The sequence below is a fragment of the Dakarella massiliensis genome (genome assembly GCF_001182045.1).
GTDB lineage: Bacteria > Pseudomonadota > Gammaproteobacteria > Burkholderiales > Burkholderiaceae_F > Mesosutterella > Mesosutterella massiliensis.
In genome coordinates, this window is record NZ_CVTY01000007.1 from 275341 (window position 1) to 298386 (window position 23046).

General features: G+C 59.8%; 21 protein-coding genes and 1 tRNA gene. 10 read left to right on the top strand and 12 right to left on the bottom strand.

Translation table 11 applies throughout. From position 1 onward, the window contains the following. Nucleotides 1-65: 65 nt before the first annotated feature. The 3 genes from BN1936_RS07585 to BN1936_RS07595 are packed head-to-tail and all read left to right on the top strand — an operon-like array spanning nucleotide 66 to nucleotide 2036. A complete protein-coding gene (locus tag BN1936_RS07585; RefSeq protein WP_022444260.1) occupies nucleotides 66-743 on the top strand; it encodes a metal ABC transporter ATP-binding protein in 678 nt (225 codons plus the stop codon). After that, nucleotides 736-1572 carry a metal ABC transporter permease gene (locus tag BN1936_RS07590; RefSeq protein WP_049687075.1) on the top strand — a complete coding sequence of 279 codons (837 nt, stop codon included), beginning with the start codon at nucleotides 736-738 and terminating at the stop codon, nucleotides 1570-1572. Before BN1936_RS07585 ends, BN1936_RS07590 begins: the two co-directional genes overlap by 8 nt. Further along, complete coding sequence (locus BN1936_RS07595; protein WP_049687076.1) at nucleotides 1569-2036, top strand: Fur family transcriptional regulator; 468 nt, start codon at nucleotides 1569-1571, stop codon at nucleotides 2034-2036. Before BN1936_RS07590 ends, BN1936_RS07595 begins: the two co-directional genes overlap by 4 nt. 39 nt (nucleotides 2037-2075) lie before the next feature. On the opposite strand, the gene rbr is transcribed toward BN1936_RS07595, so the two are convergent. The 5 genes from rbr to alr all read right to left on the bottom strand — a co-directional run bounded on the left by rbr (nucleotide 2076) and on the right by alr (nucleotide 6990). After that, complete coding sequence (gene rbr, locus BN1936_RS07600) at nucleotides 2076-2618, bottom strand: rubrerythrin (RefSeq protein ID WP_022444263.1); 543 nt, start codon at nucleotides 2616-2618, stop codon at nucleotides 2076-2078. 692 nt (nucleotides 2619-3310) lie between these two features. Next, nucleotides 3311-3398 (bottom strand) — tRNA-Leu (locus BN1936_RS07605). Between the two features lie 92 nt (nucleotides 3399-3490). Then, nucleotides 3491-4342 carry an urease accessory protein UreE gene (locus tag BN1936_RS07610; RefSeq protein ID WP_049687077.1) on the bottom strand — a complete coding sequence of 284 codons (852 nt, stop codon included), beginning with the start codon at nucleotides 4340-4342 and terminating at the stop codon, nucleotides 3491-3493. Between the two features lie 76 nt (nucleotides 4343-4418). Continuing rightward, nucleotides 4419-5804, bottom strand: coding sequence for a DNA repair protein RadA (gene radA, locus BN1936_RS07615; RefSeq protein WP_022443790.1), 1386 nt, complete (start codon nucleotides 5802-5804; stop codon nucleotides 4419-4421). 94 nt (nucleotides 5805-5898) lie between these two features. Continuing rightward, nucleotides 5899-6990, bottom strand: a complete 1092-nt coding sequence (gene alr, locus BN1936_RS07620) for an alanine racemase (protein WP_049687078.1) — start codon at nucleotides 6988-6990, stop codon at nucleotides 5899-5901. A 346-nt stretch (nucleotides 6991-7336) separates the two neighbouring features. Here alr and lplT point away from each other — a divergent pair, with 346 nt between their 5' ends. Further along, nucleotides 7337-8674, top strand: coding sequence for a lysophospholipid transporter LplT (gene lplT, locus BN1936_RS07625; RefSeq protein WP_049687079.1), 1338 nt, complete (start codon nucleotides 7337-7339; stop codon nucleotides 8672-8674). Nucleotides 8675-8747: 73 nt separating this feature from the next. On the opposite strand, the gene BN1936_RS11210 is transcribed toward lplT, so the two are convergent. The 4 genes from BN1936_RS11210 to BN1936_RS07645 form a co-directional block, all read right to left on the bottom strand. Next, nucleotides 8748-9680, bottom strand: a complete 933-nt coding sequence (locus BN1936_RS11210; protein ID WP_022443786.1) for a uracil-DNA glycosylase — start codon at nucleotides 9678-9680, stop codon at nucleotides 8748-8750. Then, the gene (gene rimI / locus BN1936_RS07635) at nucleotides 9673-10128 is read right to left on the bottom strand and encodes a ribosomal protein S18-alanine N-acetyltransferase (protein ID WP_049687080.1); all 456 of its coding nucleotides are present in this window, start codon (nucleotides 10126-10128) and stop codon (nucleotides 9673-9675) included. The genes BN1936_RS11210 and rimI overlap by 8 nt, the downstream gene beginning before the upstream one ends. Nucleotides 10129-10130: 2 nt before the next feature. Next, on the bottom strand, nucleotides 10131-10856 hold the full coding sequence (gene tsaB / locus BN1936_RS07640; protein WP_049687081.1) for a tRNA (adenosine(37)-N6)-threonylcarbamoyltransferase complex dimerization subunit type 1 TsaB: 726 nt from the start codon (nucleotides 10854-10856) through the stop codon (nucleotides 10131-10133). A gap of 161 nt (nucleotides 10857-11017) precedes the next feature. After that, entirely contained in the window at nucleotides 11018-11440 is a 423-nt protein-coding gene (locus tag BN1936_RS07645; protein ID WP_049687082.1) for a hypothetical protein, read from the bottom strand. Between the two features lie 304 nt (nucleotides 11441-11744). On the opposite strand from BN1936_RS07645, the gene ompR reads away from it, so the two are divergent. Together ompR and BN1936_RS07655 are read left to right on the top strand one after the other, a co-directional pair. Continuing rightward, a complete protein-coding gene (gene ompR, locus BN1936_RS07650) occupies nucleotides 11745-12473 on the top strand; it encodes an osmolarity response regulator transcription factor OmpR (RefSeq protein ID WP_022444289.1) in 729 nt (242 codons plus the stop codon). 104 nt (nucleotides 12474-12577) lie between these two features. Then, nucleotides 12578-14002 (top strand): ATP-binding protein, encoded by a 1425-nt coding sequence (locus tag BN1936_RS07655; protein WP_049687083.1) that lies wholly within the window; start codon nucleotides 12578-12580, stop codon nucleotides 14000-14002. Here BN1936_RS07655 and ispF read toward each other — a convergent pair. Next, the gene (gene ispF / locus BN1936_RS11775; RefSeq protein ID WP_022444287.1) at nucleotides 13984-14481 is read right to left on the bottom strand and encodes a 2-C-methyl-D-erythritol 2,4-cyclodiphosphate synthase; all 498 of its coding nucleotides are present in this window, start codon (nucleotides 14479-14481) and stop codon (nucleotides 13984-13986) included. The two genes, BN1936_RS07655 and ispF, sit on opposite strands and share 19 nt — an antisense overlap. 33 nt (nucleotides 14482-14514) lie before the next feature. Next, nucleotides 14515-15231, bottom strand: a complete 717-nt coding sequence (gene ispD / locus BN1936_RS11780; protein ID WP_049687084.1) for a 2-C-methyl-D-erythritol 4-phosphate cytidylyltransferase — start codon at nucleotides 15229-15231, stop codon at nucleotides 14515-14517. Nucleotides 15232-15397: 166 nt separating this feature from the next. On the opposite strand from ispD, the gene mfd reads away from it, so the two are divergent. The 4 genes from mfd to BN1936_RS07685 all read left to right on the top strand — a co-directional run bounded on the left by mfd (nucleotide 15398) and on the right by BN1936_RS07685 (nucleotide 21605). Further along, complete coding sequence (gene mfd, locus BN1936_RS07670; protein ID WP_049687085.1) at nucleotides 15398-18871, top strand: transcription-repair coupling factor; 3474 nt, start codon at nucleotides 15398-15400, stop codon at nucleotides 18869-18871. Nucleotides 18872-18928: 57 nt separating this feature from the next. Then, nucleotides 18929-19828, top strand: coding sequence for a phosphoserine phosphatase SerB (gene serB, locus BN1936_RS07675; RefSeq protein WP_049687086.1), 900 nt, complete (start codon nucleotides 18929-18931; stop codon nucleotides 19826-19828). A 57-nt stretch (nucleotides 19829-19885) separates the two neighbouring features. After that, nucleotides 19886-20392: a nickel-responsive transcriptional regulator NikR gene (gene nikR / locus BN1936_RS07680; protein ID WP_022444281.1), complete on the top strand. Its 507-nt coding sequence runs from the start codon at nucleotides 19886-19888 to the stop codon at nucleotides 20390-20392. Nucleotides 20393-20633: 241 nt separating this feature from the next. Continuing rightward, nucleotides 20634-21605, top strand: coding sequence for an HlyD family secretion protein (locus tag BN1936_RS07685; RefSeq protein WP_049687087.1), 972 nt, complete (start codon nucleotides 20634-20636; stop codon nucleotides 21603-21605). A gap of 69 nt (nucleotides 21606-21674) precedes the next feature. Here the strand turns inward: BN1936_RS07685 and rimO are convergent, their stop codons facing one another. After that, on the bottom strand, nucleotides 21675-23030 hold the full coding sequence (rimO, locus tag BN1936_RS07690) for a 30S ribosomal protein S12 methylthiotransferase RimO (RefSeq protein WP_049687088.1): 1356 nt from the start codon (nucleotides 23028-23030) through the stop codon (nucleotides 21675-21677). Between the last annotated feature and the right edge of the window lie 16 nt (nucleotides 23031-23046).

Genomic DNA, 23046 nt, shown 5'->3' on the forward strand with positions numbered 1-23046 from the left:
GAATATCCGCTATCATACATGCTTACCAAAATAAATAGCAAATCCGTTTGTTGAACGGAATGAATATGGTTGAGATTTCCAATTTAAGTTTTTCTTACTCCGGGCACGCGCCGTTTCTCTTCCAGTCGGTCACAGAGACCCTCACTGACGGCTCCTGGACATCCATTACCGGAGAGAGCGGAAGCGGCAAATCCACCCTGATCCGCCTGATGCTTGGTCTTCTGAAACCGTCAGCCGGATCGATCCGCGTCCCTCAGGGCACCCGGATCGGTTTTGTCCCCCAGGCGTCTGACTACGCGTATTCCGACTTCCCGATCACGCTGCTTGAGGCACTCACCATTTATGAACGGCTTCGGACCCGGACTGAGAAAGGGATTCTCGCGTCTCTCAGAATCGGAAAGGCGAATCTCCGGGACTCCGCTCTTCTCGCGCTCGAATCGGTTGACCTCGGCCATCGGGCGGAGGCGCTTGTCAGTACGCTTTCAGGCGGCGAAATGAAACGCTTTTATCTCTCACGCGCCCTCATTTCATCCCCCGCTCTTCTGATTCTTGATGAACCCTCTTCCGGACTCGATCCAAAACGGGCTGAGGAAATTTATGAACTGATCCGCCACGTTCATGAGAAACATCACCTCACCGTCATCGCGGTGGAACATAACCTCGGCGCCGCGCGGCGCTACTCCGACCGGATTCTCGAACTGAAGGACGGCCGTCTCACGGAATCGGAGGCGTTCCATGCCTGATTTTTCGGTTTTCAGCGATATCTTCAGTTTCAGCTTCATGCGGTACGCGTTTTTCGCGTCCATCTGCATTGGCATCCTCTGTCCCACGATCGGAATTTTTATCGTGCTGCGGCGGTATTCACTTCTCGGCGACACACTCGCCCACGCGTCGCTCGCCGGTGTCGCGACCGGGATTCTCTTCAGCGGGAACCCGATTCTCTACGCGATCGGATACTCCGTCGCAGCGGGGGCCGGGATCGATCTCCTGCAGAGCCGTTTCCCGAGACGCTCTGACCTCACGCTCGCGATCGTCCTCGCGCTTTCTGCCGGCATAGCCGTGACCCTCATGAGTTCGGGGCTCCTCCACGCAAACGCCGAATCCTTCCTTTTCGGAAGCATCCTGACGGTTGACCGGAGCGATGCGATCGCGATCCTCGTGCTCACGGCGGCAGCCGTGCTCCTCACGTTTCTGCTTCGCTACGACATGATTTATGTCGCTTTTGATGAAGTGGCGGCAAAGCTTGCCGGCGTCCGGATCCGTGCGGTTTCCTTCCTCTTCTCCGTCATCGCCGCGGCCTCAGTCGCTGCCTCAATCAAAATCCTCGGAGCTCTTGTGATCAGCTCGATGGTCGCGATCCCGGTCGCCTCCGCGCTGCAGTTCCGTAAAGGAATCCGCGCGACGGCCGTCATTTCCTTCGCGGTCTCTGTGGTTTCAGCGATCGGCGGGCTCTTTGCCTCCTACGCGCTCGACGTCGCGCCTGGCGGCGCTACGGCGCTGATTTCGGCTTTCATCCTCTTATCGGTTATTCTTATCCTCAGAATTCGGGCGAAGATCACCGGACAGTCATGACTGAAGAAAACGAAACAAAACAGAACCCCCGCGGAAGCGGTTACTCCACGCGTCAGAAAGCATCCCTTATCAGCTTTCTCGAGTCGCATCCGGAGGAGTTTCTGACGGCGAAGGAAATTCACGAGGGTCTCGTCGCGAGCGGCGAAAAGATCGGCTACACGACGGTCTACCGGCTCGTCAACGCGCTTTCAGACGAAGGGAAGCTGAAGAAATTCCTGACCAAGAAAGGCGGCCCGATTGTGTTTGAATTCGCGCCGGGGCACGATGAAGCGGAATTTCATGTACAGTGCAAAGTCTGCCGGAAGCTCTTTCATCTTCATTGCGGAGAGATTGAGCGTACCGCTGAGGAACTGAAGCATCACCTGGATGCAGAACACGGAATCCTGATTGACTTTCAGAATTCCGTGTTTCAGGGGATCTGCCCCGCCTGCAGACGAAAGGCGGAACAAAACCATCAGGACTGATCCGCGGGTCCTCAGAGGACCCGCGGAACGCGCCGGCTATCAGTAGTTCTCGGCGCTGACTTCGAAGAAGCTCTGCGGATGGAAGCAGACCGGGCAGACTTCCGGAGCCTTCGTGCCGATCACGATGTGACCGCAGTTGCGGCATTCCCAGACCGTGATGCCGGCCTTCTCAAACACCTTCTTCTCTTCCACGTTCTTCAGCAGCTTGCGATAGCGCTCTTCGTGGGTCTTTTCAATCGCAGCCACGCCGCGGAACTGAGCGGCGAGTTCCGGGAAACCTTCTTCATCGGCTTCCTTCGCCATACGGTCATACATATCCGTCCACTCGTAATTTTCACCGGCAGCGGCAGCGGCGAGGTTTTCCTCGGTCGTGCCGATCTGGCCGAGCTGACGGAACCACAGCTTCGCGTGTTCACGCTCGTTATCAGCGGTCTTCTGGAAAAGAGCGGCAATCTGTTCGTAACCCGCCTTCTTCGCGACGCTTGCGAAGAACGTGTACTTGTTGCGGGCCTGGGACTCACCGGCAAAGGCTTCCCACAGATTCTTTTCGGTCTTCGTACCGGCATAACGATTAGCAGCCATTACTTTCTCCTAGATATTAGAAATGATCCGGTCTGCCACCCGGGGTGATTGGGGGTCCCGGGGACAAATGTGTGGCATACCAGATAGCATTATTCTATTCGCTTTTTATAAAAGTGTGAGTCTTTTTTTATTTTTTTGTATTACCTTAATTTCAATATTGTCAATCATCGAAAGTATTCCGGCAGTGCTTTTCAATGAGAATGAAAATTTTTAAATCAAACCAGTTTCATAACAGGACCCGATGTGTCCGATTCCTCTTAACTCTTTAATTTATATTCTTAATATAAGTAAAAGCGCCTTACGTCAACCTTAAGATCAGCGTATTGAGAACCGTTCTTATTCAGGCTATCAGAGACCGCTAGTGAGGATTTTTGTACTCAGGGATTCCTGCCCCTGACCATCAGCCGTATTTTTAATTAAATATTTATTGATACACAAAATTATTGTTAGACGACTAATGGATTTCATACAAGATCAGGTCCTGATTAGGAATTTTTCTGTCGTTTTTCAGTATCAGACCGGATACTGATGAACTCAAAAATCGTGGGGAAAACCGAGGGAGACGGGCATCTTTCCTGAATGCAAAGCACGATTGGAAAGCGGGAATACAGGAACCGGGGAAAAGAAAAAGAAGCCGGTACATAAGAAAAGAGCCCGAAATGCCTCTTAGAAGCACTCCGGGCTCTGAAACCTGGTGCGGAGAGCCGGACTTGAACCGGCACGCCCTCAACGGGCGTCAGGACCTAAACCTGGTGCGTCTACCAATTTCGCCACCCCCGCGCACGAAGGCTTTATTTTACAGAAAAACTCTGGAAAGTGCCTTCAAAAAAGCTGTGCAGATTTAAAAAATCAGAGGCGCAGCCAGGGTAGTGTTACTTGGCAGCGGGTTTCTCGGAACCGCAGCCGCAGGTGCAGCCGCCTTCCTCATACTCGTGATGGTGACCGCCGCAACCGCATTCACCCTCTTCATGCTCGTGGTGATGGCCGCCGCAGCAGCATTCGCCCTCTTCATGCTCATGGTGGTGGTCGCCGCAGCCGCATTCGCCCTCTTCATGCTCATGGTGGTGGCCGCCGCAGCCGCACCCGCACTCTTCCTCTTCGTGATCGTGGTGGTGACCGCCGCAGCCGCAGCTACATTCTTCCTCTTCGTGCTCATGGTGGTGACCACCGCAGCCGCATCCACACTCTTCTTCTTCGTGGTGATGGTGATGACCGCCGCAGCCACAGCCGCATTCATCGTCGTCATCGTGATGGTGGTGATGGCCGCCGCAGCCGCATCCGCAACCACAGGAGTCCATAACGATCGGAGTGAAGGGTTCGGTGACTTCGGTATAGGTGAGACCGATCTGCTTCAGGGCGAGACCCAGGTCTTCGTCCGCCGCGACGCCGAAACCGTCTTCAGTCTGAGACACGCGGTAGCCGCGCATCAGGAGAGCGGAGCCCGCCTGCTGCATCATGTTCATATCGCCCGTGACGTGGAACACGACTTCAGGCGCAGCGCTCACCGCATAGAGCTGCCCATGATCATCCATCAGAATGTCATCGATCTCAAGAGGACGCAGTTCATCAACCGGAACCGTCACTTCGTACGCTTCGCCGCCCGCCTCAAAGGTGGAGGGAAGCTCAGCGCGGAAGGCGCTAATCAGGGGGATTTGCTTCATTCTCGCGAGGAGAACAGGAGCGGGCTTCGATCCCGCCGGAAGGATTTTGGTGAGCGTGGTCATTGTGTAATTTCCAGGCAATATGGGTTATTTGATGCGGGAAAGTATACCGATTCAGTCCGGGTCCGGTGAGGCAAACTTACTCCATCCCCTGCACGGCCGCGACCGCTTCCGAGAGCTTATCCACCGGGATCACTTCAAGCCCCTCAATCGGCTCTTTCGGCCGATTGGCGCGCGGAATGATGGCGCGCGAGAATCCGAGCTTCGCGGCCTCGCGGAGCCGTTCCTGGCCGCGCGGCGCGGGACGCACCTCACCCGCGAGACCGATTTCACCGAACACCACGAGCCCTTTCGGGAGCGCCCGGTTGCGGATCGAGGAAATGATGGCGAGCAGCACCGCGAGGTCAGTCGCCGGTTCCGCAATCTTCATGCCGCCCACGGCATTCACAAAGACATCCTGATCAAAGCAGCTCACCCCGGCGTGACGGTGGAGGACCGCGAGCAGCATTGAAAGACGCTGCAGATCAAGGCCGACCGAAAGCCGCTTTGGGGTGGGCGAGTGTGAGTCATCCACCAGAGCCTGAATTTCAACGAGGAGCGGCCGTGTTCCTTCCTGCGTCACAAGAATGACGGAACCCGGGACACTCTCCCGGTATTCGGAAAGGAAAATCGCGGATGGGTTTGAGACACCGCGGAGGCCGTGGTCCGTCATTCCGAAGACCCCAAGCTCATTCACGGCACCGAAGCGGTTCTTGAACGCGCGGATGAGGCGAAAGTTGGAGTGCGTATCGCCTTCAAAGTAAAGCACCGTGTCGACGATATGCTCGAGCACCCGAGGCCCGGCAAGCGACCCTTCTTTCGTGACATGGCCGACAAAAACAAGCGTCGTACCTGAGGTCTTTGCGAGACGCGTGAGACGCGCCGCGCATTCACGCACCTGGGAGACCGAGCCCGGCGCGGAGTTTAGTTCAGAGGAAAAAATCGTCTGGATTGAGTCAATCACGACGAAGTCCGGTTTCTCCGCCACGATGACCTGTTCGATCGTCTCAAGCTGGATTTCACTCATCAGCCGGATGCCATCCGGCCGGAGCTCAAGGCGCTTCGCGCGCATCGCGACCTGCCCCGCGCTCTCTTCGCCTGAAACATAGAGCGTCTTCATGCCGCGCCCCACGAGCCGCGCCGTGACCTGAAGGAGAAGCGTGGATTTGCCGATACCCGGATCGCCACCGATCAGCGACACACCGCCCGGAACAAGGCCTCCGCCCATCACGCGGTCAAATTCGCGGAGCCCGGTCAGGATCCGCGGAAGGTCCTCCGCCTGAACGCTGGAGAGATCCTTCACTTCAGTCGACTCGATAATCGCCTGGCTGCGGTGGCGGTCAGAGCCATAGCGGGCGCTGACACCCTCCTCCACCTTATATTCGGAGAGTGTGTTCCAGGCGTGGCAGTTCGGGCATTGTCCCATCCATTTCGGGAAGCTCTCCCCGCATTGGCTGCAAACATAAACCGTTTTTGACTTTGCCATTTCTGCCGCTCCGTAGACTGATCAGGGCCGGGATCGCTCGGATCCACAGCCCTGCGGTTGAAGCTTTTAGTTTACAGAAAGGAGGACACCTGAATCAGAGAGCCCCTTCTGTCTCCCGGACAGGAACGCGCGGCAGCACGCTGCAGATCAGCTCATAGCCAATCGTGCCGACCGAACCCGCGATCTCGTTCACCGGAATATGCTGCCCCCAGAGTTCCACCCAGCTTCCGACATCCGCGTCCGGGTAATCGGTGATATCAATCGAAATCATGTCCATGCAGACACGCCCCGCCATCGGAACCCGCTTTTCCTCAACCCAGACCGGGGTGCCGTTCGGAACCGATCTCGGGTAGCCGTCCGCATAGCCGCAGGCGACGATACCGATGCGGCTCGGACGCGGCGCGATCCACTTGGAGCCGTAACCGACCGCCTCACCCTTCTCAATATGCTGGACCGCGATAATCTTCGCGCGGAGCGTCTGCGCCGGAATGATATCGAGCGCCTTTTCAGACACCGTCGAATCCGGGCTCACGCCGTAAAGCGCGATGCCGGCGCGGACCGCGTTCCCTTTCACCTCAGGGTGGAAGAGCATACCGGTCGTTGCCGCAAGACACGCCCCTTCAGGGTCATTCGCGAGGTCATCGAGCCGATCCAGCTGCCGGCCGACCGTCGCCGGGCCGTTCTCTTTATAAGAAGGGTCACCGTTCGCGAAGTGCGTGAGCACACCGTAGCTCGTGACTCCCGGGATCGCGTGAAGCCGGGCGCGGACCGCTTCCACTTCAGACGGCCGGAAGCCGAGACGGCTCATGCCGGTGTTCACGCCAATGTAGCATCCGAGGCGCAGCCCCTTGTGATGCTCAAGAATGGAAAGGAGCCGCTCCGAATGAACGATCACGTCAGCCCCCGCTTCCTGAATGGGGCCGAGGTCCTCTTCATCGAAGAACCCTTCAATCATCAGGATCCGCTTTTTCCAGCCGAGACGGCGCAGTTTCAGCGCGTCTCCGATATCGAGGATCGCGAGACCATCCGCCTCAGCGAACCCCTTCACAATATGCTCCAGGCCGTGACCGTAGCCGTTTGCCTTCACCACAGCCCAGAGGAACCGGCCGCGTGCCGCCTCCCGCATTTTCTGGCAGTTGTGGCGCAGTGCGTCCATATGAATAACAAGCTCTATGGGACGAGGCATTTTCTAGACTTTCCTGATTTGTTCTGATGCTGTAGGTGAATGATCCCCGACGGACGTTCCCGCTTTTTTCCGCATAGCGGCGGAGCGCCGGAAGGAAACTGTCCGGAAACTTTACCACTATGGCCCGACACCCGAGTTAACCCCCGGGATCGTTTAACCCGAGGCTTCCAGGCGATAAAGTGTAAGTTTCCGTTTTTCCTTTAGTTTTCGGGACGGAAAAACGGTAGACTCCGGCACGGCTTTCTGAGACCGCGTCACAAATCCCGCCTTTCCGCTATATTTACCTAGGCGGTTCTGCTGCGTCATCTCTGAACTGCCCACTTTTCAAGGAATATAAGGGAGACAAATGAATCGCGGGTTTTACACGATCATGGCGGCGCAGTTTTTTTCAAGCCTCGCCGATAACGCTCTCCTCATCGCTGCCATCGCGCTGCTCTCCGAGCTCGCCGCCCCTGCCTGGATGACTCCGCTCCTGCGACTCTGCTTCACGCTGAGCTACATCATCTTTGCGGCGTATGTAGGAATTTTTGCGGACAGCATGCCAAAAGGCCGCGTCATGTTCCTCACGAACACGCTGAAAGCGGTGGGCTGTCTCTTCATGCTTTTCGGGGGCCACCCGCTGCTCGCCTACGCGATTGTCGGTCTCGGCGCCGCGGCCTACTCCCCCGCCAAATACGGCATCCTCACGGAACTCCTCCCCCCTGAAAAACTCGTTGTGGCTAACGGCTGGATCGAAGGCCTCACGGTGATTTCGATCATCCTCGGCGTGGTGCTCGGCGGCGCGCTGATTCTGCCGGCTGTCGCGGATCCGGTGCTCGCCGCGGGTATCCTCCAGACGATCGGCATTCATACGAGGGCCGGCGCCGCAATTTCGATCGTTTTCTTTATTTACCTCATCGCCGCGGCCTGCAATCTCTTTATTCCGGACACCGGCGTGCGGTACCCGAAAGCTGATTTCGAGCCGATCAAGACGGTCTGCAATTTCCTTGGGTCCTGCAAGGCGCTCTGGGCCGATAAGCTCGGGCAGACGTCGCTTGCCGTCACCTCTATGTTCTGGGGCGCGGGCGCTGTGCTGCAGTTCCTTGTGCTTTCCTGGGCGGACACAAATTTCGGACTCAACCTCTCGCAGGCTTCGGTTCTTCAGGCTGTGGTGTCGGTCGGCATCGCGATCGGCGCGGTCGGCGCCGCGACCTTTGTACCGCTTAAGAAGTGTCTCAAGGTGCTTCCGATGGGCGTTCTGATGGGAGTGGTCGTCGTCTTTGCCGCGCACTTCAACCGCGCGATGGCGCCATCCGTCATCACGCTCCCGGGCGGATTCGAGATCTCTTGGGCGATCATCATCGCGGGCGCCATCATGGTGCTTGTCGGTGCGCTTGCCGGTTTCTTCGTGGTTCCGATGAATGCCCTCCTCCAGAACCGCGGTTTTGTTCTGATGAGCGCGGGGCGTTCAATCGCCGTGCAGAACTTCAACGAGAACTCATCGATGCTGATCATGCTGGGCATTTACTCGCTCATGATCAAGGGCGGTCTCAGTTCCACCCGCATCATGGAGATCTTCGGCGCCTTTGTCGCGATCGGCATGATTGTGGTCATTCTCACGCACCGCCGCAACGCGCTCGGCCAGGATCTCTCAAGCATGATCGGAGAGGAAAGCCCGCATCTGCAGAACGGGAAAGAGAAATAGATCGGCAGATCGCTCCCCAAAAGCAAAGCCCGGTTAAAAAAACCGGGCTTTTTTCATGGGCTCAGCGGTACTCTCAGGCCGCTTCCGCTGCTTTCAGCGTCCGCTTCACGAAAAGCAGATCGTGCCAGCACTTTTCCTTATCCGCGAGGTTCCTGAGGAGGTACGAGGGGTGATACGTCACAATCACCGGAATCTTCTTCCCGCCGACTTCAGTTTCGTGGAGCTTTCCGCGGAGGCGGCTGATCGCCTGATCGGTGCCGAGAACCGCTGACGCCGCGGGGCGCCCCATCAGCACGAGAACCTTGGGGGCGAGGAGCTCAAGCTGCCGGTCAAGGAACTGGCGGCAGACCGCGACTTCCTCTGGCTTCGGATCACGGTTATGCGGCGGACGGCATTTGAGCACGTTGATAATCGCGATGTCCTTCCCGCGCTGAAGCCCGACAGACTCCAGCGCCTTCGTGAGAAGCTGACCGCTCTTCCCGACAAAAGGCTTCCCCTGGAGATCTTCTTCCGCGCCCGGCGCTTCACCGACCATCACGATCGGGCAGCCCGGGGCACCGTCCGCGAACACGGTGCGGGTCCGTGTTTCACTGAGACCGCAGCCGTGGCACTCAGGGAGAAGCGCCTTCAGCTGATCCCAGGTGCCGTCTGTCACCTGGCTGAAGAATTTCACCGAATCCCATCCGCCCGCAGCGGAATCGGGATGAGCCGCTCGCGGAGCAGAAGGCGCGGCGGGAGAGAGGGCCTGCGCCGCACGGCGCGGCGCCTGGGACACTGGGCTCGCGTGAACCGGCTGCGACGGGGCTGTCACTGAAGCCCGCGGTATACGGGGTGCGGGTGACACCGCGCGCGGCTGAGGCCTCGCTTCCGAAACTGGAGCTGCGGGAGCCTCGACCGCCTTCGGCACGCTTCGGACCGGCACTGACGGATCCTCTTCTTCCCGGAGAATCCACTCAGGGCCAAGCCCCATCGCCTTCCAGATCGCGGACTGCCGTGCGTCAAGCATGGGTGAGCAATGCCTCCATAAAGAGCGCGTCTTCTCGGGTTCCATCGCGGTTCGCGTAGTAATCCGAGATCACCCCGGCCTGGACAAACCCCGCCTTTTTATAAATATGGATCGCGTGTTCGTTTGAGGACCGCACCTGAAGCACCACGCGGAAAGCGCCTTCACGGTTCGCCTCAGCCATGATATCGGCGAGAAGCGCGGTCCCGATTCCCTTCCCCTGAAATTCCGGGGCGACCGCGAGCGTAAAGATCTCGGCTTCACCCCGCAGCTGATGAAGGACCGTGTAACCGGCCACAGTCCCAGCTTCCTCCGCGACTCTCGCGTAGCACCCGGAACGGAGGCACGCGGCGTAGGAGCCCATATCCCATGGCTCCGTAAAAACACGCGGTTCAATCGTTTCAATCGCGGGAAGATCCGCGGGCGTCATATTCCGAATCGCGGCTGCCATCGTCAGAGCCTCTTTCCCGCGGCGCGCTCTTCGATCGTGAGCGCCACGTGGTTACGGACATAAAGCGGAGCGGCGAGTTCCGGAATCACAGCGAGACCCAATTTGAAAAGAATCGCGCCGAGCGAGGCGAGATCAAGCGCCGTGACTGTCGCGTCAGGATTCAGCGTCACCCGGTCACCGAGCACCGCGAACGACTCCGGGAACGCGCGGACACCGCTTCCCGAGGCGAGCGCCACGCCGAAACTTTCGGCAAGCCCCGCGAGCTCATCCGGATTCACGAGTTCGGCGGGTACGAGTTCAGAGAGCCTCGCACCCTCTTCCGCTTTTTCATACACCGCGCAGTACGCCTGATGCATCCGGGCGTCAAACGCGGCGAGGATTCTCGTCCCGGTGGGTTTCCCGCTGAGTTCCTTCATCGCGAGCGCCTCGAGGTTGCTCGCCGCGACAATCGGTTTCTCCTTTGCCCAGGCGAGTCCCTGCGCCACACCGCACGCGACCCGGAGCCCGGTAAACGCTCCCGGGCCCGCTCCGAACACCACGGCGTCACAGTCTGAAAGCGAGACACCCGCTTCCCGCAGCACGGCGTCCACCTCTCCGATCAGCGACTCGGAATGCCCCGCTCCGGACTCATCAATTTTCTGGACCGAAAGACCTTCACCCGTCACCGCGGCGGAACTCACCGGCGTTGCGGTATCAAGCGCGAGGAGCGTTGGGATTTTTGCCGACATTCTGTGTTCTCTTACTGAATTCCAAATACGAAAAAAGCGGGACCGCGGCTATGAATCGCGAATCCCGCCTGCCAAGAGCGCATTTTAGCGCCTCGCCGGATCGGCTTCCGGGTTTTCTCTGGCGGCTTCACTCCCGAAGCCTCCCGACGCACGGCCCTTTCTCAGCGGCCTCCGTCCATCCGGGCGTTCTCACGCGCGGACCGGACATGCATAAATTCCTGATGGACCTGAATGATCTGATTTCTCATATGCATTCTTTCCATCGGCGACATCACGGGACGGGGATCCCCCGGCTCCATGGCGCCGAGCCCCTTCGGGTCGATGCTGCACTCAAAGTGGCGCCGGAATTCTTCCCGGCTGATCGGGCGGAGCTTCTCGCGAAGCGCCCGTTTTTCCGCGTCATCCATCAGCATCCAGATGTGGCGGCGGTTTTCCTGCGTCATGACAGGCCAGAGATCGGCGCGCTCCTGAACGGAGAGACTCTGCCACTCAGCGGGAGTGCAGGTGCGATTGCACATAGGACCATCCTGCGCGAACGCGGGGGAAGCCGCAGCGCAGCAGGTCGTCAGCAAAGCCAGCAGCAAAAATTTTCTCATAGCAGTCCGAATAAGGAAATAAGTGAGGAGGAGCTTCCGCAAGAAAGGCCCCGCTCCAGAAACCGGCCGCGGAGGCTCCTCCTTTCTTCAACACCTATATCCTATTTCGATTTTTCTTAAAAAGTGCTACAAAAAGGGAGTGAAATTCTTTCAGGGCGGGTTCTTTTGTTACAGCTTGTTTTGGAGAGCACAAAAAAATTTGTAACAGGCCAAAATGTAACAAACCAACCCGGAAGCAAAAACCGGGAAGCTTTTTTCTTTAGAGAAAGAATTCTATTACAAGGGGACAGACATGACGGCTGAACGCAAACCGAAAATTCTGGTGGTCGATGATGACCCGAGGCTGCGGGACCTCCTGCGGCGCTATCTCGGTGAGAACGGGTTCAATGTCTTCGTGGCTGAAAACGGCCAGGCAATGAACCGGCTCTGGATGCGTGAGCGGTTTGACGCGCTGATTCTCGACCTGATGATGCCGGGTGAAGACGGCCTCGCGATTCTGAAGCGGATCCGCGCGGCGAAGGACACGACGCCTGTCATCATGCTCACCGCGCGCGGCGAAGATGTTGACCGTATCGTGGGGCTGGAACTCGGAGCCGATGACTACATCCCGAAGCCCTTCAATCCGCGCGAACTCCTCGCCCGGGTGCACGCTGTGCTCCGCCGCCGTCCGACGCCTGAGACGCCGGGGGCCCCGTCAAGCGAAAACGAAATCGTGAAGTTCGGGAACTTTGAGCTCGACCTCGGAACCCGCGTGCTCCGGAAGAACGGCGAACCGATTCCGCTCACGACCGGTGAATTCGCGGTCCTGAAGGCCTTTGCCCGCCACCCTCGTCAGCCACTCTCGCGTGACAAGCTGATGGAAATGGCGCGCGGCCGCGAGTACGAGGCCTTTGACCGGAGTCTTGACGTTCAGGTCTCGCGTCTCCGCAAGCTGATTGAACCCGAACCGAGCAAGCCCCGCTACCTGCAGACGGTCTGGGGTCTCGGCTACGTCTTCATCCCGGACGGACATACGGTGTAAGGATCGGGTGCATCACCGGATTCCCACCTGAAGCGCGGCAGAGGTTTCTCAGCAAGAAGCCAGCCGCGCTTTTCCCTTTTTCCCTCTTACCCCAGGCTGCAATCATGGCTAAAAAAGAGGCGCCGGTCCCCGAAGGCGAACGTAATTCAAGTAACAGCATCTTCTGGCGCACGTTCCTGATGCTGATGGTCCTCATCGTGGTGTCGGTGCTGGGCGGCCTTCAGACGTACTGGACATTTAATGAAGAGTCGATCGCGCAGAGCATTTCGCAGCAGATCGTCTCGATGACGAATCTCACGCGCTACGCGCTGATTTCCGCGGACCCGGTGTACCGTCCGGACCTCCTCAATATCCTCGCGAGCGAAGAGGGACTGCGCATTGTGCCGAAGGAGGACAGCGATCACACGACCCCTCTCACCGACACGTCGACCGTGAGTCTCATCGAACAGATGGTGCATGAGGGGCTTGGGCCGCACACGGTGCTCGCGTCAGAAGTGAACGGGGAAAAGGGGCTCTGGGTGTCGCTCTCGATCGACGGCGATCAGTACTGGCTGATGACCCGGAAAAAGCTCTTTGACCGTCCGAGCGGCACGTCCTGGCTCTGGTGGGGCATCATCGCCTTTATGCTGTCGACGCTCGGCGCGACGCTCCTCACGCGTCACACGGTGGAGCCGCTCGCGAATCTCTCGCGCGCCGCGAAGGCGCTCGGCCGCGGGCAGACCCCTGAAGAACTCCCTGACACCGGCCCGACCGAAATCCGTGAGGTGAACAAATCCTTCAACATCATGGTGAAGGACCTTTCCCGCATGGAGGAGGACCGGGAGTTGCTGCTCGCCGGCGTGAGCCACGACCTCCGCACCCCGATCACAAGGCTGCGGCTCGAAGTCGAACTCGCGGATCTCCCCGAAGACTCCCGGAACGCCATGGTCCAGGATATGGAACAGATGGAAAACATCGTGAACCAGTTCCTCGGCTACGCGCGCCGCTCGAATACGCCGCTCGAACTCGTGAATCTCGGCGAAGTGGTGGCCGCCGCGATCAGCGCGAGCCGCATGCAGGAAGATCCCACGGTGTCGCTTGACAGTGTGATCCGGAAGGATGTCTACATCATGGCGCACCCGGCTGAAATCGCGCGTGTCGTGCAGAATCTCCTCGTCAACGCGAGCAAATATGGGCGCGATCCTGAAGGGAAACTGGAGATTTTCGTGAATACCGGGCTGCAGGGCGGAAAGGCGATTCTCTCCGTCGCGGACCGGGGTGACGGGATTCCGGAGGCCGAGATGGAACGCGTGCTCCGGCCGTTTGAGCGCGGCGAGCGGGCCCGCACCGGATCTACAGGCTCGGGCCTTGGGCTTGCGATTGTGGACCGCATCGCGCGGCGCAGCGACGGTCAGGTGAAGCTTCACACGAATAACCCGAAGGGGCTTGTCGTGGAAATCCGCTTCCCCCTCGCCTCGCCTCCGAAAGCGTCGAAGGGGCGGGATGAAGCGGACGCGTCAGCGAAAGGCGATCAGAAGATTTCCGCCTGAAGGCTCGGCTCAAGAAGGACAGCGGCAGTCGCTTCGATCGCCTGCCCTTCGCCCACTTCACCCATGCCTTCCTTCGTCTTCGCCTTGACGTTCACGTCCTGCTCGGCAACACCGAGAATCCGCGCGAGCTGCGTGCGGATCTTTTTCTTCCACTCGCCGAGCTTCGGCTCTTCGGCGTAAATCGTCGTATCCACGTTCACGATTTCCCAGCCCGCGTCGCGGACTTCGCCCACCACGATCTGAAGGAGACGGCGGCTGTCCGCATCCTTCCAGCGTTCGTCTGACGGCGGGAAACGCTCTCCGATATCGCCGCGGCCCGCGGCGCCAAGGATCGCATCCGTAATGGCGTGCAGCAGCACATCGGCGTCCGAGTGCCCGAGAAGTCCCTTTTCGTATGGGATCAGAATGCCGCCGAGGTAAAGCTTCCGGCCGGGTACCAGGCGGTGAATGTCGTAGCCTTCCCCAATATGAAATGCCATCTGTGTCTTTCTCCAGTCTCCCCTATTGGGGCGTTACGGGTGTTTGCGGTGCCGGCCTTCGGCGATCGCTTCCGCGATCAGCGCGTCATCCGGCGTCGTGATTTTAAAGTTTAACGTGCTGCCCGGGACAACGGAAACCGGAGCCCCGGCGCGTTCCATCGCGGAGGATTCGTCCGTGACCCCTTCGGTCCCGCGTCTGAGCGCGGATAGGAGCTCAGACAGCCTGAACGCTTGAGGCGTTGCCGCGCGCCAGAGCGATTTGCGGTCACGGGTCGCGAGAATCCGGCGGTCTGGCGACGCTTCCTTCACGGTATCCGCCATCGGCATCGCGAGGATCGCGCCGTGCCCCGCCGACAGCACCTCATCCCGGAGCTTCCGGATATCCGCAGGATCCACAAAGGGACGCGCTGCGTCATGCACCATGACCCAGTCCGTGCCGGACGCCGGGAAAACAGAGCCGCCTGAGAGGGTTTCGAGGCCGTTCATCACAGTGTCCGCGCGGGTTTGGCCGCCGCGGCGGACGACCCTCACGCCTTCGGGGAACGTTTCCTCATCGATCCAGGCGTCTGACTCTGACACCACGACGAGGATCCCGGAAAAAATGCCTGAGCCGTGAAGCGCCCGGACCGTGAGAGAAAGAACCGTTTCACCCGCGAGCCTCAGATACTGCTTCGGAACGGCGAGCCCCATACGGCGCCCGACACCGGAGGCCGGCACCAGGGCATAAAAACGGCTTTCTTCCTCTTTCACTCCACTCTTCCTTTCAGTCACGCTGGCGTTCAGTCCGGGCGGCGCACTTCCCCTCCAAACACAGGGATCGAACCGCCGCCCGAGTCTTTCTATAATCTTCAGGAATTGTAGCGATCCGGCACCGTTCGCCCAGACCGTAATTTCCCGTCCTTCAGAATTTTTCTTCATGACGAAAACACGTTTCCCCGGCCTCCTTGGCGACAGTCTCTTTGATAAACACCCGACACTCAGCCGCACGATGACGCTTCCCGCAGGGTCGCCCGACAGTGTCGCGATCGCGGAGGCCGCGCGGGAATGCGCGGAACAGGGCTCGATCCTCGTCGTGATCGCGGCGAACGCTTCTGACGTGATCCGGCTTGAGCAGGAAGTGGCGTGGGTCGATCCCTCGCTTTCCGTCCGGACGTTCCCCGACTGGGAGACGCTCCCTTACGATCTCCTCTCCCCGCATAAGGATCTGATATCGGAGCGGCTCGAAACGCTTTACCGGCTTTCATCCCGCGTTCCCGGCAGACGGTCTGACTCGGGGACCGCGATTGACCTGCTGCTCCTCTCCGCCTCAACCGCCGCGCTCCGGATCGCGCCGACCTCCTTTATTTCCGCGACCACATTCTTCTTCCGCCGGGGAGACATCCTCTCCACCACGGATCTGAAGCACCGGCTGATTCTCGCCGGCTACTCAAACGTTTCTCAGGTGATGGGGCCGGGTGAATTCTGTGTCCGCGGCGAAATCGTCGATATCTACCCGATGGGCGCGCCGAACCCGTACCGGATCGGACTCTTCGATGACGAGATCGAAACGATCCGGGTGTTTGATGAAAACACGCAGCATACGACCGGGGACGCAGAAAGCATCCGCATTCTCCCCGGGCGCGAGTTCCCGATCGATGAAGCGGGTGCCCTCACGTTCCGCAAAAACTGGCAGACCGCCTTCCCGAAAGCCGGCACCCGGTCTTCCGTCTATAAGGACATCGCAAACCACGTTCCGAGCCCGGGGAGCGAATACTATCTGCCGCTTTTCTTTGACGAGACAGCGACGATTTTTGATTACGTAGGAGAGGACGCCCGGTTCTTCCTCACAGGAGACGTGAACGCGGAGCTTGAGCGGTTCTATCACGAGACCGAGGCGCGGTACGAGTTCCTTTCGCATGACGCCGAGCATCCGGCGCTGCCCCCAGAACAGCTCTTCCTGTCGCCTGAAGCGTTCTTCAAGGCGCTCAGCCCCTTTGCCCGCTGGAAACTTGTGACAGCGGGAGACGGAACGCCCGTCTTCCCCGATCTCTCCGTTGACCGGAGAGCGAAGGATCCGCTTGAGCCTCTGAAGGCATATCGCGCGAGGACGCAGACTGAGAAGCGGAGGCTCCTCATTTCCGCGTCGTCCGCCGGGCGAGAAGAGACGATTCTCGAACTCTTCCGTGAGTATGGGCTTGCCCCGGACCGGGTGCCGGGGTTCAGCGCGTTTATCGACTCGGATTCCCCGTTCTCGATCACCCACGGGCCGCTTTATGACGGCTTCCTGATGGATCAGCCGAAGATCGCAGTGGTGACGGAGACCGAGCTCTACAAGGCGAATCCCCGCCGCAACGTGAGGCGACGCGACCGGAAGACAAACGTCGACTCTATGATCCGGGATCTCTCGGAACTCCGGATCGGGGACCCCGTGGTCCACGTGGAGCATGGCATCGGGCGCTATCAGGGGCTGATCACGCTGGACACCCAGGATGGGCCCGCCGAATGCCTTCAGATTGATTACGCGGACAGCGCGAAACTTTATGTACCGGTGTCGCAGCTGCACCTCATTTCCCGCTACTCCGGGTCTGACCGCGACCACGCGCCGCTTCACCACCTCGGGAAGGGCGAATGGGAAAAGGCGAAGCGGAAGGCCTCCCAACAGGTGCGGGACACCGCGGCGGAACTCCTTCACCTCTACGCGCACCGGGAAAACCGCCCCGGAATGGTCTTCAAGGTGTCGCCGACCGATTACGAAGCGTTCGCGGAAGGTTTCCCGTTTGAGGAGACGCCCGATCAGCAGGCCGCGATTGACGCGGTGCTCGACGATATGCAGAAGGGGAAACCGATGGATCGCCTCGTCTGCGGCGACGTCGGGTTCGGAAAAACCGAAGTGGCGCTCCGAGCCGCCTTTATCGCGGTGATGGGAGGCCACCAGGTCGCGGTGCTCTGCCCCACGACGCTGCTCGCGGAGCAGCACGCTCAGACCTTCCGTGACCGGTTCGCGGCGTGGCCTGTCCGGATCGCGGAGCTCTCCCGCTTCCGAAGCGGCAAGGAAACCGCGGCGGCACTCGCGGGTCTCGAGACCGGCTCAGTCGACATCGTGATCGGCACGCATAAGCTCCTCTCAGACACCGTGAAATTCAAGAACCTGGGACTCGTCATCATCGATGAGGAACATCGGTTCGGCGTGCGGCAGAAAGAGAAACTGAAGTCGCTCCGGGCTGAGGTCGACGTCCTCACGCTCACCGCGACCCCGATTCCCCGCACGATGTCGATGTCACTTGAAGGCGTGCGGGACTTCTCCGTGATCGCGACGGCGCCCGAGCGGCGGCTGGCTGTAAAGACCTTTGTACGGCCGGAAAGCAACGCGCTGATCCGCGAAGCCATTCTCCGTGAGCTGAAGCGCGGGGGCCAGGTCTACTTCCTCCATAACGATGTCGACACGATCCAGACGCGTTACGAGCGGCTGCTCGAACTGGTTCCCGAGGCCCGCATCGCGGTCGCCCACGGACAGATGCCGGAACACGCGCTCGAGCGCGTGATGCGCGAGTTCTATCAGCAGCACTACAACGTGCTTCTCTGCACGACGATCATTGAGACCGGCATCGATATTCCGACCGCGAACACGATCATCATTCACCGGGCCGATAAGTTCGGTCTCGCGCAGCTTCATCAGCTGCGGGGCCGCGTTGGGCGAAGCCACCACCAGGCCTACGCCTATCTCCTCACGCCGCCCGAGGCCTCCATCACGAAGAACGCTGAGAAGCGGCTTGAGGCGCTCCAGAATCTCGAGGACCTCGGGAGCGGCTTCTACCTCGCGATGCATGACCTGGAGATCCGGGGCGCGGGTGAGGTGCTCGGCGAACGGCAGTCGGGTGAGATCGCGAACGTCGGCTTCGACCTCTATAACCAGATGCTGAAGGAGGCGGTGCGGGCGCTGAAGCGCGGCGAAACGCCGGATGTCGAGCATCCGTTCGCGTCCGTCGCGGAAATCAATCTCCACGCGCCGGCGCTGCTCCCGTCTGACTACGTACCGGACGTGAACCAGCGGCTCGGGTTCTATAAGGAACTCGCCGCGGCCGAAACCCCGGACGCGATCGACGCCGTGGTCGAGAATCTCGCTGACCGCTATGGCGAGATTCCGCCCCAGGCGAAGACCCTGATCGATGAGCACCGGATCCGGCTCCTCTGTGAGAAGCTTGGAATCCGCAAGGTGGACGCTTCGGAAAAAGTGATCTACCTCACGGTCGCCGATAAACCGAAATTTGAGCCGCTTAAGTTCATCGACCTCATGCAGAGCCGGCGCGACATGCGGATGACGGGCCCGAATCGCGTTCAGATTTCCCAGTCAACGGGGAATATTGAGTCACGGATTGCGGCGGTTAAGGGAATTCTGGGTAAACTTGAGTAAATTTACCTAACCCCAAAAACCTTAAGGCACCCCCGTGCGAAGGAGTCTAGCGTGACGATGACGCCGCTTTCTTACGATCTCGTGATTCAGGGAAAGGATCTTTCCCGCAGCAACCTTCCTGCGGAAGCGGCGGGTCTCGCCGGCTTCATCGCGGAAATCTCGCCGGGGGCCGTGAGGCTTGAATCCGTGAATCCGCTCACCGCGGAACCCGTGATCGGGAGACTCCAGGAAGCGGGGCTCGACGCCGCGATGGTGCGTCATGGCCTGAAACTCACGGAATTCCGCCTCCTCGCGAGTGACCTCGACAGCACGCTGGTCGCGATTGAGACGCTCGACACGGTGGCGAAAAACGCGGGCTACGGCGACACAGTGGCGCAGGTAACCGAAGCCGCCATGCGGGGGGATATCAAGGACTACGCGGAAAGCCTCCGCTTTCGGATCGCCGCTGTGAAGGGCTGCCCCGTAAAGGCGTTCACGGATTTCGCGGAAACGATGCCGTACAGTCCCGGCGCGGAACGCTGGGTGAAGAGCTGCCGCGCAGCCAGTCTTGAGTGCCACATTGTGACGGGCGGGTTTGATGAAGTCGCGGCCGCGGCCGCGGAGAAACTCGGCGCGAACGGCTTTCACTGCAATAAGCTCGGGATCCGGGACGGGGTGCTGGACGGCACCGTGACGGGCCCCAAAGAAAACGGCGGGAAGATTGTGGACTCGGACGGCAAGCGTCACATTGTGGAGCAGCTTGCGGCGGACCGCGGCATCCCGGCCTGCGATGTCATCACGATGGGGGACGGCTGGAACGATGTGAAGATGCTGGAGTTCGCGGGGCTTGGTATCGCGTACCACGCGAAGCCCCGGGTCCGCGCCCTCATCCCGCATCAGATCAACAGCCTCGGGCTCGACTCCGCACTGAACTGGTTCGCGGACGGCCCGTATTGGGCAGAGCGCGCCGGAGTCTAAAATCCTATCCATACGCGATCCGAACGCGTCCCTGACAGAAGAAGAGGCAGAACACCTATGAAGCGCTTCACGATTTCGCTTGATGATGATCTCGCGGTCCAGCTCGACCGCCTGATGAAGGAACGGAATTACAGCAACCGCTCTGAAGTCTTCCGGGATATTCTCCGCGACATCATCGCGAAAGAGGACCTGACGCGGGGGGATGCCCAGGCGCTCGCCGTGGTGAGCTACAGCTTCAACCACCATAAGCGGCAGCTCACCGAGCGGATGAATGAAATCCAGCACGCGAATATCGGGCTTGTCGTCACCGCGATGCATATCCACGTGTCGCACGAGGTGTGCTCCGAAACCATCATTCTCCGGGGACCGGTGTCCGAGATCCAGAGTCTCGCGCTCTCGATTGTCTCGGCGCCTGGTGTCCACTACGGGAAGATCAACCTGATCCCGGTGGAACCGGATGAAGAGAATCATGACCACCCGCATGACCATGAGCACAGTCATGATCACGCGGACGGACACAGCCACGCGCACCCTCACACGCATCCCCATACGCACGAAGACTAAGCGTCATACTGACCCGGCGGCGCTGTCCTCTCCTCCGTGCCGCCCGGCCACATTCTTTTACCGATCTTCCGTCTCTGCATCACACTTCTGCCGCTGCGCTGATGCAAAGTGTCATATTTCGTCCCTACAATAGGGAAAGACAGCCAGAAGTGGGTTCTGAGGCACTGGATTCAGACGCTCTCTCACAGACTGTCCCATCCTTTCCCGCGGAACCGGAATTCCGGTCCGCGATCTGTCGCTTATGGCTGAAGAAAAAAAAGAAGATCAGGGCAGCAACACGCTTGTCATCGTCCTCTCCGTGCTCCTCGCGATCCTTGTAATCGGATTCGCGGGCTGGGGCGCGTGGCTCTGGACGCACCCGAGACTCCCGCCGCTTGAAGGCAAAATCACCGCGGCGTCGATCGACGTCGGAAGCAAAATCCCCGGCCGCATCCGTCAGATCCTCGTGAAGGAAGGTGACCGCGTGGGGCTCGGAGACCAAATCGCGATCGTGACGATCCCGGACACTGAGGTCCGGGCCCGCTCGGCTACCGCATCTCCGATGCGGCAATCGGGCAGCACTCTCAAGGACGAAACAATCCTCGGCACAAGCGATATGTCAGACGCCCGCACAGCGTACGAAGCCGCGATTGCCGCTGAACGCGCTGAGGAAAAGAATTTTGCCCGGGTATCCGGCCTTTACCGCCAGGGGCTTGTGCCCGAGCAGCGGCTGGAAGAGGAACGCGCGGCGCTTGACTCCGCGCGCGAAGCGGAGCGCGCCGCGAAAGAGGCATTCGTCCTCGGGAATCAGGGGACAGCCCCTGCCCCGGCTTCTCCCGCGGCTGGCAATAAGGGAAAGAGTGCCGATACGAAAAACGACGCGGTGATCCGCAGCCCGATGAATGGCGAGATCTCCCACATCTACCTCGGAGCCGGTGACGCCGCGCCAAGCGGGTTCCCGATCGCGACGATCGCGGATCTCTCCTCCCCCTGGGCCGCGTTTTCGGCTCCCGCAAGCACCGCGGCCGGCCTCAAGGAGGGGGACGTGATTCATATCCGGATTCCGGCGATCGGCGGCCCCGCTCATGAGTTCCGGATTGAGACGATCCGCGAGCGGCGGAACGCGAAGGGCGGCGACGCGGAACCGTTTGAGGAAATCCGGGCGCGGCCCCTGAAACCGATCCCCGGGCTTCAGCCCGGGATGTCCGCGCTTTTCGAGCGCCGCTCCTCATAACACAAAACCGCTTCAGACTATTGAATCTGAAGCGGTTTTTCGATTCCGGCGGAAAGAAAATTTGGCCGGTTATTCTTCCACCTGGAGCGCCACGAGGTCATGCTCTTCGGTGCGGACAATCTTCGCGCGCACGAATTCGCCAGGTTTCACCGGGCGGGTGACCGTGGCGTACACGACGCCATCCACCTCAGGGGCCTCGTGCGCCGTGCGGCCGACCGCGACGCCGTTCTCATCCTCAGGCTCATCAATCAGAACGGTTTCAACGTTCCCAATACGGCGCTTCAGCTTCTCCGCGGACACCTCGGCCTGCACTTCCATGAAGCGGCGGCGACGGTCTTCCTTCACGTCATCCGGTACGGCATCCGGGAAGTCGTTTGCCTTCGCGCCGTCAACCGGCGAATACGTGAAGCAGCCAACGCGGTCAAGCTCCGCCTCGCGGATAAAGTCGAGAAGGTGCTGGAACTCTTCCTCCGTTTCACCGGGGAAACCAACCACGAAGGAAGAGCGGATTGTGAGATCCGGACAGATCTCGCGCCACTTGCGGATCCGCTCAAGCGTCTTCTCGGCGTGCGCCGGACGGGCCATACGGCGAAGCACATCGGGGTCCGCGTGCTGAAGCGGAATATCGAGGTACGGGAGGATCTTCCCTTCCGCCATCAGCGGAATAATGCGATCCACCATCGGGTACGGGTACACGTAGTGGAGGCGGATCCAGAGACCGAGACGGCCGAGCTCGACGCAGAGGTCTTCAAGACGGGTATGCACGGGGCGGCCGCCCGCGAAGGCGAGCTTATAGCCGAGGTCAGAACCGTAGGCCGATGTGTCCTCCGCGATCACCATGATTTCCTTCACGCCGTCTTCCTTCAGGCTCCAGGCTTCACGCATGATGGAGTCCATCGAGCGGGAGTGAAGCTTGCCGCGGAGCTGCGGAATGATGCAGAACGTGCAGTGATTGTTGCAGCCTTCGGAAATCTTAAGGTACGCGTAGTGCTGCGGGGTCAGACGGACACCGCCGCCCGGAACGAGATCGAGGTACGGCGCGTGAGGAGCCGGAAGGTGCTGATGCACGAGCTTCACCACATCCTTCTCTTCCTCCGGTCCCAGAACGCCGAGCACCGCGGGGTTCCGCTTCATCACGAAATTCGTCCCGTCCGCGTCCTTCTTCCCGCCGAGGCATCCCATCACGATCACGCGGCCGTTTTCACGGGTCGCTTCGGCGATCGCGCCGAGGCTCTCCTCAATCGCCTCGTTGATGAACCCGCAGGTATTCACGATCACGAGATCCGAATCCCGGTAGTTATCGACGATCGAATAGCCTTCGCTCCGGAGCTCCGTAATGACGCGCTCGGAGTCGACAAGCGCCTTGGCGCAGCCAAGGGACACAAAACCGATCGTCGGAATCCGACGGGGCGTTTCGTTCAGCATGGAAGAAGATTTCCTT